Below are 9,761 nucleotides of genomic sequence, written 5' to 3'. Positions count from 1 at the left end.
CATAATGACTTTGCGTAGAAATGTTAATAGAATGAAGCGAGGGAGCGAAATGAGACAGAAAAAGGAGCAGAAAAAACTATCGAAAAAGAAAAAGACTCATATTCCATTTCGGTTAAATGTACTATTTTTTATTGTCTTTCTTTTATTTTCAACTATTATAATTCAATTAGGTAAAGTACAAATCATTGATGGAGAAACGTATAGAAATGAAGTAAATAAAAAGGAAGATGTAACGGTAAGCACTCCCGTTCCTAGAGGGAAAATGTTTGATCGGCAAGGTCACGTTATTGTAAATAATAAACCATTGCGAACCGTTACATATACGAAAATGAGAGGAGTAGACTCGAAAGAAGTTTTACAAGTAGCAAGAGATTTAGCTAAGCTAATTGAAATGTCGCAAGAGGACATAGACAAGTTAACAGAAACAGATAAAAAGGATTTTTGGATGCAGTTAAATGAAAAGCGGGCAGCAGCGAAAGTAACGAAAGAAGATGAGAGTAAATTTAGAAAGCAGGAGATAGAAGGGAAAGAATTAGATAAAAAAGTTGAAGAGTTACGTAGGGAAAGAATTACACAAGAAGAATTAAGTGAACTTTCAAAAGAAGACCTAGAAGTACTAGCCATTAAAAGCAAAATGAATGCGGGATATAAAATGACGCCGCAAATCGTTAAAAAAGATGTAAGTCAAAATGAATATGCTGTCGTTAGTGAAAGGTTGGCAAGTTTACCGGGGGTAGATACAACAGTAGATTGGGAACGTGAATACCCAAATGATAAAATACTGCGCTCTATACTAGGTAGCGTTTCTAATGAAAATGAAGGGTTGCCAAGAGAACAATTAGATTATTATTTAGTTCGTGATTATAATCGAAACGACCGTATTGGTAAAAGTTACATCGAAAAACAATACGAAGATGCACTACACGGAACGAAAGAACAGTCTAAAAATATTACGGATAAAGCAGGGAAGATTGTTCGAACAGAAAAAGTGACTGAAGGAAAAAGTGGAAATAACTTGATGTTAACAGTCGATATGGATTTACAGAAAAGAGTAGAGGGAAGCCTTGAAAAGAATTTACGAGCCTTTCATGCTGCAGAGCCGATGATGGATCGTGCGTTCGTAGTAATGATGAATCCGAAAAACGGTCAAATTTTATCAATGGCAGGAAAGAAAATTGTAAATAAAGATGGCGGTATGCAAATAGAAGATTATGCATTAGGAACGATGACAAGTTCTTATGAGTTAGGGTCAACTGTAAAAGGTGCTACTTTATTAACTGGATATCAAACAGAAGCGATTAAGCCGTATACACATTTCTTTGATGCACCAATGTATTTTAAAGGAAGTTCTAAGCCGAAGAAATCGTGGAAAGAATTTGGGGATATTGATGATTTAAGAGCTTTGCAAGTGTCATCGAACGTTTATATGTTTAATACGGCTTTAAAAATGGCAGGCATTAATTATGTCCCAAACAATCCATTAGACATTAAACAAGAAACATTTAATAAAATGCGCTACTATTTTAGACAATTTGGCCTAGGTGTGTCGACTGGTATTGACCTGCCAAATGAATCAATTGGTCAAGTAGGTAGAACTGATAACATACCCGGATTTTTACTTGATTACGCGATTGGACAGTATGATACATATACGCCGCTTCAGCTTGCACAATATATTTCAACCATTGCAAATGGCGGTTACCGAATGAAACCACAAATTGTACAAGAAGTTAGAGAGCAACCGAATAGACCAGAGGATGTAGGAAAAGTCGTTCGGTCGATTGAACCAGTTGTATTAAATCGAGTGGATATGGACACTTCGTACATTAATCATGTAAAAGAAGGATTTAGAAGAGTTTTTCAAGAAGCTGACGGAACAGGTACCGGAACGTTTAAAGGTCTACCATATAAACCAGCGGGAAAAACAGGAACAGCTGAGACAGTATATGGTGGAGAAAGTGATATTGGAAGAGATGAGAACAACAACCGAAAAAAATGTTATAATTTAACTCTTGCCGGTTATGCACCATATGATGCTGATCCGGAAGTAGCTTTTTCAGTTGTTGTACCATGGGTGAATGATGATAAATCAGGAATTAATTCTGCGATTGGTAAAGAAATTTTGGATGCGTATTTTGAGTTAAAAACAAATAGATCAAATGCAAATTCAATTCCAGTAGAACAACCGAACAAGGCACAGTAAAAATAGTATCACTGCATGGAAACATATTGTGCAGTGATATATTTTTTGAGTTAAAAAGCGCTTTATAAGGTGGGAATGGATATGAAAAAGGAGATTAAGAGAGGCTGGGGCAAGTACATACTATTTATATTGGTGATAGTCATAGGCTACCATTCTTTTACTTTATGTAAGGTGGAAGGGGAATCGATGCAGCCGACTTTATATGAAGAAGATTACGTATTTGTAAATAAAGCAGTAGTACGTCTTTCTAATTTACAACACGGAGAAATTGTCATTATAAAGGAAGCGGATGAATCGAAATATTATGTGAAACGTGTAATAGGGCTTCCTGGTGATGTAATTAACATAACGAACGGAAAGGTATATGTGAACGATAAAAAGCAAGAAGAACCATATACAAACAAAGATTTATTTAACAACACACAAGTGTTTTATAACTTTCAAAAGACAAAAATTCCGCCAAATAAGTTATTTGTAATGGGAGATAACCGCGAAGTAAGTAGAGATAGTCGAAATGGCTTAGGATATATTGAAGAAGATAACATAATTGGCAAGGTGGAATTTGTATATTATCCTTTTTCAAAAATGAAAATAATAGAATAAGTGGGAGAGGAGCAAAACCCCACTTATTAAAGTTTCACTTTATTTTCTTTAAAAAACCTTTTGGATTAAATGATATGAAAAATTTATGTTTAGACTCGTCGATTATGAAGTTATTATTTTTAGTTAAAAACTCATCCACAGCCTCCATCGGGCCAGGACCCCAATCGGGAAGAAGCGGATGTCCATTAATGGAGGTATCTTCTACAATCATATAACTGCCAGTAGTGACGATAGATTTATATAGTAATAGTTCTTTGGATACATGCTCTTTACTATGATCAGAATCTAAAATAACTAAAACCACATCATCAGGTTTGCGCATGCTTACTATTGTTTGGATGGCCTGCACAGAAACAGAAGATGCTGTTAAATACGTAATCCGATTATGTGATGGTCGATTTGGCTGCGGAGTTATATCGATAGTAAGTACGTGACCTTTTCCAATTAAATCTAACATAGAAGCTAAATACAGTGCACTACCACCGTGAAAAGTCCCGCATTCAATAATTAAATCGGGCTTTAATTCATAAATGATTTCTTGATACAAAAAGAGATCAGAGGGAAGTTTACAGATTGGAACCCCGAACCAGTGTGTATCGTTTAACCATACGAGGCTGTTGTAATATTGGTTTAGAAATTCATTGTTTATATTATCGATTTTAAATTCTCCTTTCTAAAAAGGATTCTCTCGTTTGACGTAAAGTGCTTACGCATGAAAGTTGTACTATATATTATGTAGTAAGGAATTGTAAGGCGAGTGTTTTTACTTGAAAATAAGCCAAATAACTCATGTGGAAAATGAAAGGAAATGATCGTATGTACAAATACACAATTTGCTTTATTAGAAAAAGCGATAAAATACTGCTATTAAATAGAAATAAAAAGCCGAATATGGGGATGTGGAATGGTGTTGGAGGAAAAATAGAAGATAATGAAACGCCATACGAAGGAATAATTAGAGAAACATTTGAGGAAACGGGCATAGAACTTTCAAGTGTAACGTATAAAGGGACTGTTGATTTTAAAGGTAAAGATGAGCCCAAGGCTAGTGAAGGAATGTATGTGTTCGTTGCTGATTTGCCAGATGGAATGCAAATGAATACACCATTACGTACGGCTGAAGGTCTATTAGAATGGAAAGAAATTGATTGGATATTAGATGGTGATAATAGAGGAGTAGTTAGCAATTTACCAAAATACTTACCGACAGTATTAACAGAAGAAAATAAGTTAGAACATATGTTTACGTATGATAACCGGAATATTATTCATTACACAACTGCATGTTTGACAGAAGATGATGCGAACAAGCGATATGAAAAACAACTCATTTCTCAATAGAAGAGGAAAGTGAAAAATCACGTTTTTGCTCTTATCATATATGCGAGGTGATTATATGTTTCAGAAATACAATTCATTGGTCATAATTGTAATATGCATGATATAACTTTTCTTATTATGAAAGAGTAGAGAACATATGTAAACGGAGCAAAAAGGAGGTGGCTTTGCCACCTCTTTTTGTTAGCTACAAATCGCCTTAATCATAAAACGATGTTGCTTCACATCAAAATAACCTTTTTGTAAGATGATTTCATGTATACGATATAATTCCTCACAATACCTTTCAACAGTAAAATCAGGAATTTGCCACGGAATTGCTTTTAAATAATAGACGATAGCGCCAATGTCATAAAAGCGTTGGAAAGGGAATTCCTCTTTTGCATCTAAGATAGTAAATCCATTTTGCTTTAACTCACTGCATGCGGTTTCGAGAGACCAACTTGCAAATTCGCTATTTAGTGGTGAGCCAAACTGCTCATTAAGTTCCGCGCAATCAAGACCGCCAACTTGTTGTGTAAGAAAAACGCCACTTGGAGAAAGAATTCTGTTTACCTCAGAAGCAGCATACGATTCATGTTGATTTATAATTAAATTAAATTGACCATCTTGAAATGGCAAAGCAGTATCATCGGTCACTTCTACAACGGTAACCCCTAAAGGCTCTAATTTCTTTCGAGCAATTGGCACATTTGGAGCGTAGCCCTCAGTAGCGAATATAGTTGACGGGAACGGTTGTAACATAGATAAAAACTCTCCGCCGCCAGTACCCATATCGAGCATTGATTCTGCACGTTGCATAAGCTGAAAAGCAGTACTGCCGTATGACCACGATAAAGGCTCGCTCTTCATTCGACCTGTTTCTGAAATGAAAGAAAAATCCCAGCCGCTAAAATGTGTATTTGCACTTTCTAATAAAGTTAAAAATAATGGATCCCGTTTCATAATTATGTCCTCCTATTTTTTTAATGGATGATATGATGAGAAAAGAAAAAGGGAGGACCTCTTATTAAAGTGGAACGGTTTTATGTTTCGTGTTCGAATAGATTCATATAAAGTTACTCCTTGTGAGAATTGTTATTTATATATTCGGGTTAATTGAGTGAAAATCCTTTGAGGGTATAAAAGAAGGCAGTTGTTTAATGAAAAAATAAATTGAGTTATCTAATTTTATAGTGTAATTGTTCATCCATACGCATAAAAAAATTATTCTCTCCATAAAATAGTAAAATTATATTGGAGGTTGAATTATGGAGAAATTTAGTGTATTTTCAATAACCTTGATGACTTTTGGAATGTTATTATTTGGATTAAATAGGATAATAGATAGCTATTCTGAGCCTATTATCCTATTAGGATATATTTCTTTTTTAATTGGAGTGGTTCTGAGTATTATAGCGATTGCTAGACGTGAAGATGGAAGATTAAAATTCATATCACTTATCTCTTTCTTTGTTTTTCTGTTTTTCATTACTTGGTTTGAGTCGTTTCAGGTACTACGAATTATTACTTGGCTAAAAAATATCTATTAAAATTTAAATTGTTGGTAAAAATGGGAAACCTTAAATTTAGGTTTCTTTTTATTATATTCGATTATCAATATTAAAACTTATTAGAGCCATTAATAAAAGAAATAGATATATAAACCGAGTGTAAAAATATTTTAATTCTTTGAAAACATTCAGCGATTTAGTATTCTTTATATATGGAATATTTTGTTTATGCGAAAAGAGGGCAAGGTGCTATATGAAAAGAATGAAAAATGTAATGTTAGTATTGTTATGTTTCTTATGTTTAAGTGGGTGTAATTATAAAGATGACGATCAGGTGAAAAAATATGTGAAAAAAAAGCACGGAATTGATGTGATTGTAACACATTGGGGTGCTATAAACGAAGGGAATATGGGGCATACATATCATACTGTTCAAGCAAAAAATAACAAAAATATTCAATTTAGAGTAGAGGTAGATGGCTTCTTATATTCAAGAATAAAAGGTGATGAATATCAATACGGAAAAAAAACATATGAGGAATATAAGAAATTTAAACCAATGCTAGAAGAAATTAAAAAATTAGGTTACGTGGAACCTGAAAATAAAAATGTTTTTCAATATATAGTGGATGATGATATAGAGGAGAAACCAACGGATAAGTTATTATTAACTTTAAAAATGAGTGACAAGATTGATTACAGTCAATTTGAATCAAAAGAATTAGATCGTTTATATGCTCTAATCCAATTCATTCAGAAGAGTAATAGAAAGATAACAACACTTGAAATTGAGGATTATAATGGTGAATCTATAGGCTTGCCTTTTCAAAATGTGCAAAAAGCTATAACGAAAGAAGAACTGCTTTTAACAATGAAAAACACAGTAAGCGGTTATTGGACATATTTGGTTCAAACTGAAACAAAAGTAGGCGTAAGGTTAAATGAAATTCAAAATGATCGTTTTGAAATTGAGGATATTACTTGTCCACACCCGAAAGACGGCAATTGTCTAGAGTATGAATTGACATTAGTTTTCAATGACAGTGAGATAAAATATAGAAATGATCCATATGTAATAGATGATTTGAGAAAGGTAGTCACTATTCTTAAAGAAGAACTATATAATAAGGAATTTAACATATATTTAAGGAACAAGGATGGAACAAGTTATTCACTCTGGCTATCATCCGAAAAAATTAAGGAAAGTAATAACATAGAAGAGTTAGTAAAATAATGATATAAAGAAGAAATTTAAAGTACTTTTTATGTTTGTTATTTCTGTATTCAAAAGGAAAACCGCTTATGCTTCATTTTTGAAGCATAAGCAGTTTTGTTTAAAATACTTAAAAAGAAAAATTTTTTGGTAAAGTACCACTTTTTATTACTGTTCTTAGTCCATGTTTTATAATCCAAGGTTTAATAGGATGCTGTTTATCACGTAATTGCTGTAACCACTGAAAAACGAGTTCTTTATCTTCTTTCGTAATATCGTTAATATGATTGGCTACAGATTTTTGAACATATTTAGAAGGGTCATTCATTAATGGTTCAAGAAGCTGTAAATTGTACTTAAAATCATCTTTTAGAGCTCCTATTTTTTTAGCCCAAGGAAGCCTTGGTCTTGTACCTTCAGAAACTAATCTTCTAATGTGGCTGTTTTCGTCATGAATCCACTGTTGCAATATGTCTAGTGTGTCTTCATGGTATGTTTGAAGAAAAGGCCGAATGGCATATTCAGCAGTATTTCTTTTCGTTATTTCATACATGGCGTTGAATGAGGTTTCAAAGTCGTTAAGTCCATATTTTTCAACGTATTTTGCAAGAGGCATGTACATATATCCGTTTGTAAATGTGCCTACTTCTGTTGTATTTTCTGGGCCTAATGTTTTTAGTAATATATGTATTGCTTCATTAAAATCTTTTTGTAATGCATTATGTAATTCATCTGCTATTACTTCAATACGCTGCTTTAACTCTAAATTTTCAACTTTACATGTTACGGAAGATACAAAGTTTCTTTTAGAGAAAGTAGGATCGTGTTTACAAATAGAATCAGCCATTTTTTCTGCTAATTCTTCGTTAAATAAAAATTTTAACGGAACATATTTACCCATTTTTTCACCTCGGTGGTCAAATGAAAACAATTTTTATTTTTTAATCGACAATCCATAAACTAACGTCTCACTCGGAGTCGTAATACTAAACCCTGTCGTCTTATAATCAAGTTTCACCGTATCACCAGTGTAGTCTTTCGTGAATGAATCCATTTGTACGATAAGATCTGCATCTTCATATACAACATCATCTGCGTTATATGTATCCCAAATTAAATCGACATCAACGAAAATACTACAAGAGTTTGTCATTGTCCCTCTAATGCGAATGATCTTTTTGTCTTCACGTTCTAATCTATGTATAGCTGCTTTTGCTTCATCAGTAATGCGAATGTTCATTGTATCCCAACCTTTATTTATATTTCCTTTATTATTGCAAAAACAGGAGCAATAGGGAAGCAAAGAGGTTTGCAACAAAAAACGAGCAAACAAATTTGTTTGCTCGTTTCACTTTATTTTAGTTCACATTTATCGAGTGGAATCACTTTTGTTTTTTTCGTAAATTTATATCCTAACCATAGTACTAAGAAGAGTGGTAAACCGATGTAAGAAACAAGTACGCCGTTCCAATCGATTGATTCACCCATAAATGCGCCATAGTTTTGTCCTAAAATTACGATAATACAAAGAGTAAATGCGAAGAGTGGACCGAATGGGAACCATTTTGCTCTATATGGTAAGTCATTTAAATCTTTTCCTTGTGCGATATATGCTTTACGGAAACGGTAATGACTAATTGCAATGCCAACCCATGCGATAAAACCAGACATTCCGGATGCGTTTAATAACCAAATGTATACAACTCCGTCACCGAATAAAGAAGCAATGAAAGCAATACTACCAACAATTGACGTTACGATTAACGCGTTAACAGGTACACCGCGGCTATCTAATTTACCAAGAAATTTTGGTGCTTTTCCTTGGCGAGCTAAATCCCAAAGCATACGAGTTGATGCATACATACCAGAGTTACCAGCAGATAGTACAGCAGTTAAAATAACAGCGTTCATAACAGAAGCAGCAAAGGCAACGCCCGCTTTTTCGAAAATAAGTGTAAATGGACTTACTGTTACATCACTTGCGGCAAGACTTTCAGTTGTATAAGGAATTAATAAACCGATAACGAGAATCGCAAGAATATAGAATAAAAGAATACGCCAAAAGATCGAACGAATTGCTTTCGGGATATTACGTTCTGGATCAGAAGTTTCACCAGCAGCTACCCCAAGTAATTCAGTTCCTTGGAAGGAGAAACCAGCTGCCATAAATACACCGATAATTGCCATGATACCACCGTTAAATGGTGCATCAGCAACAGTGAAGTTTTTGAAGCCAACAGTTTCGCCCCCCATAATTCCGAAAATCATCATAAAGCCGACAATTAAAAAGATAATAATTGTAACTACTTTAATAAGTGCGAACCAATATTCAGATTCACCAAACCCTTTAACAGATAAATAGTTTAAAAGGAAAATAATAGCTAAACATAATCCGCTCCAAATAAGAGAAGGGGTATCTGGGAACCAAAATTTCATAATTAATGTTACGGCCGCTAGTTCTGCCGCAATTGTAATCGCCCAGTTATACCAGTAGTTCCATCCAAGTGCAAAACCAAGTGATGGATCAACAAATTTTGTTGCATACGTACTAAAAGATCCAGTAACAGGCATGTAAGCTGCAAGTTCAGCTAAGCTTGTCATTAAGAAATATACCATAATTCCAATTGCGGCGTATGCGATTAATGCGCCGCCAGGACCAGCTGAATGAATGACACCACCGCTGGCAAGAAATAGTCCGGTACCAATTGTACCGCCGAGAGAAATCATCGTAAGGTGACGCGATTTTAATCCGCGTTTTAATTCACCTTGTCCTTGTGTAGTTTGCGTTTTAGAGGTAGATTGATTTGTTGCGCTATTCATGTTCAACACTCCTTTTCTTGTAGGTTAGGAAGGAGCGGGGGAGAAAAATACAAAAAACCGCCAAAGGAATTTGGCGGAACGTTTCACAAAT

Annotated in this window: 10 protein-coding genes; 5 read left to right on the top strand and 5 right to left on the bottom strand. The window is 34.2% G+C overall.

All coding sequences use genetic code 11. The annotated features are described in order from the left end of the window. Positions 1–49 precede the first annotated feature (49 nt). Positions 50–2,203 (top strand): peptidoglycan D,D-transpeptidase FtsI family protein, encoded by a 2,154-nt coding sequence (locus tag GBN78_RS16995; RefSeq protein WP_152127554.1) that lies wholly within the window; start codon positions 50–52, stop codon positions 2,201–2,203. Positions 2,204–2,284: 81 nt separating this feature from the next. Beyond that, positions 2,285–2,806 carry a signal peptidase I gene (gene lepB / locus GBN78_RS16990; RefSeq protein ID WP_001986493.1) on the top strand — a complete coding sequence of 174 codons (522 nt, stop codon included), beginning with the start codon at positions 2,285–2,287 and terminating at the stop codon, positions 2,804–2,806. A gap of 34 nt (positions 2,807–2,840) precedes the next feature. Here the strand turns inward: lepB and GBN78_RS16985 are convergent, their stop codons facing one another. Next, on the bottom strand, positions 2,841–3,464 hold the full coding sequence (locus GBN78_RS16985) for a cephalosporin hydroxylase family protein (protein WP_074595418.1): 624 nt from the start codon (positions 3,462–3,464) through the stop codon (positions 2,841–2,843). Between the two features lie 158 nt (positions 3,465–3,622). Here GBN78_RS16985 and GBN78_RS16975 point away from each other — a divergent pair, with 158 nt between their 5' ends. Next, a complete protein-coding gene (locus GBN78_RS16975) occupies positions 3,623–4,147 on the top strand; it encodes an NUDIX hydrolase (protein WP_002098253.1) in 525 nt (174 codons plus the stop codon). A gap of 180 nt (positions 4,148–4,327) precedes the next feature. Here the strand turns inward: GBN78_RS16975 and GBN78_RS16970 are convergent, their stop codons facing one another. Further along, complete coding sequence (locus GBN78_RS16970; protein WP_074625304.1) at positions 4,328–5,089, bottom strand: class I SAM-dependent methyltransferase; 762 nt, start codon at positions 5,087–5,089, stop codon at positions 4,328–4,330. Positions 5,090–5,394: 305 nt separating this feature from the next. Between GBN78_RS16970 and GBN78_RS16965 the strand changes: the two genes are divergently transcribed. Next, positions 5,395–5,676, top strand: coding sequence for a hypothetical protein (locus GBN78_RS16965; protein WP_098280355.1), 282 nt, complete (start codon positions 5,395–5,397; stop codon positions 5,674–5,676). A 214-nt stretch (positions 5,677–5,890) separates the two neighbouring features. Next, positions 5,891–6,871 (top strand): hypothetical protein, encoded by a 981-nt coding sequence (locus GBN78_RS16960; protein ID WP_000827153.1) that lies wholly within the window; start codon positions 5,891–5,893, stop codon positions 6,869–6,871. 109 nt (positions 6,872–6,980) lie between these two features. Here GBN78_RS16960 and GBN78_RS16955 read toward each other — a convergent pair whose 3' ends face one another. From GBN78_RS16955 to GBN78_RS16940, 3 genes are all read right to left on the bottom strand, one after another. After that, on the bottom strand, positions 6,981–7,751 hold the full coding sequence (locus GBN78_RS16955) for a DNA alkylation repair protein (protein WP_030026274.1): 771 nt from the start codon (positions 7,749–7,751) through the stop codon (positions 6,981–6,983). A 33-nt stretch (positions 7,752–7,784) separates the two neighbouring features. Then, complete coding sequence (locus GBN78_RS16950; protein ID WP_030026273.1) at positions 7,785–8,090, bottom strand: iron-sulfur cluster biosynthesis family protein; 306 nt, start codon at positions 8,088–8,090, stop codon at positions 7,785–7,787. A gap of 113 nt (positions 8,091–8,203) precedes the next feature. Continuing rightward, positions 8,204–9,670 carry an amino acid permease gene (locus GBN78_RS16940; protein WP_001083387.1) on the bottom strand — a complete coding sequence of 489 codons (1,467 nt, stop codon included), beginning with the start codon at positions 9,668–9,670 and terminating at the stop codon, positions 8,204–8,206. Between the last annotated feature and the right edge of the window lie 91 nt (positions 9,671–9,761).

The organism is Bacillus sp. B2-WWTP-C-10-Post-4, from assembly GCF_009183805.1.
GTDB classification, from domain to species: Bacteria; Bacillota; Bacilli; order Bacillales; family Bacillaceae_G; genus Bacillus_A; species Bacillus_A cereus.
This window is presented reverse-complemented; position numbering and strand designations above follow the sequence as displayed.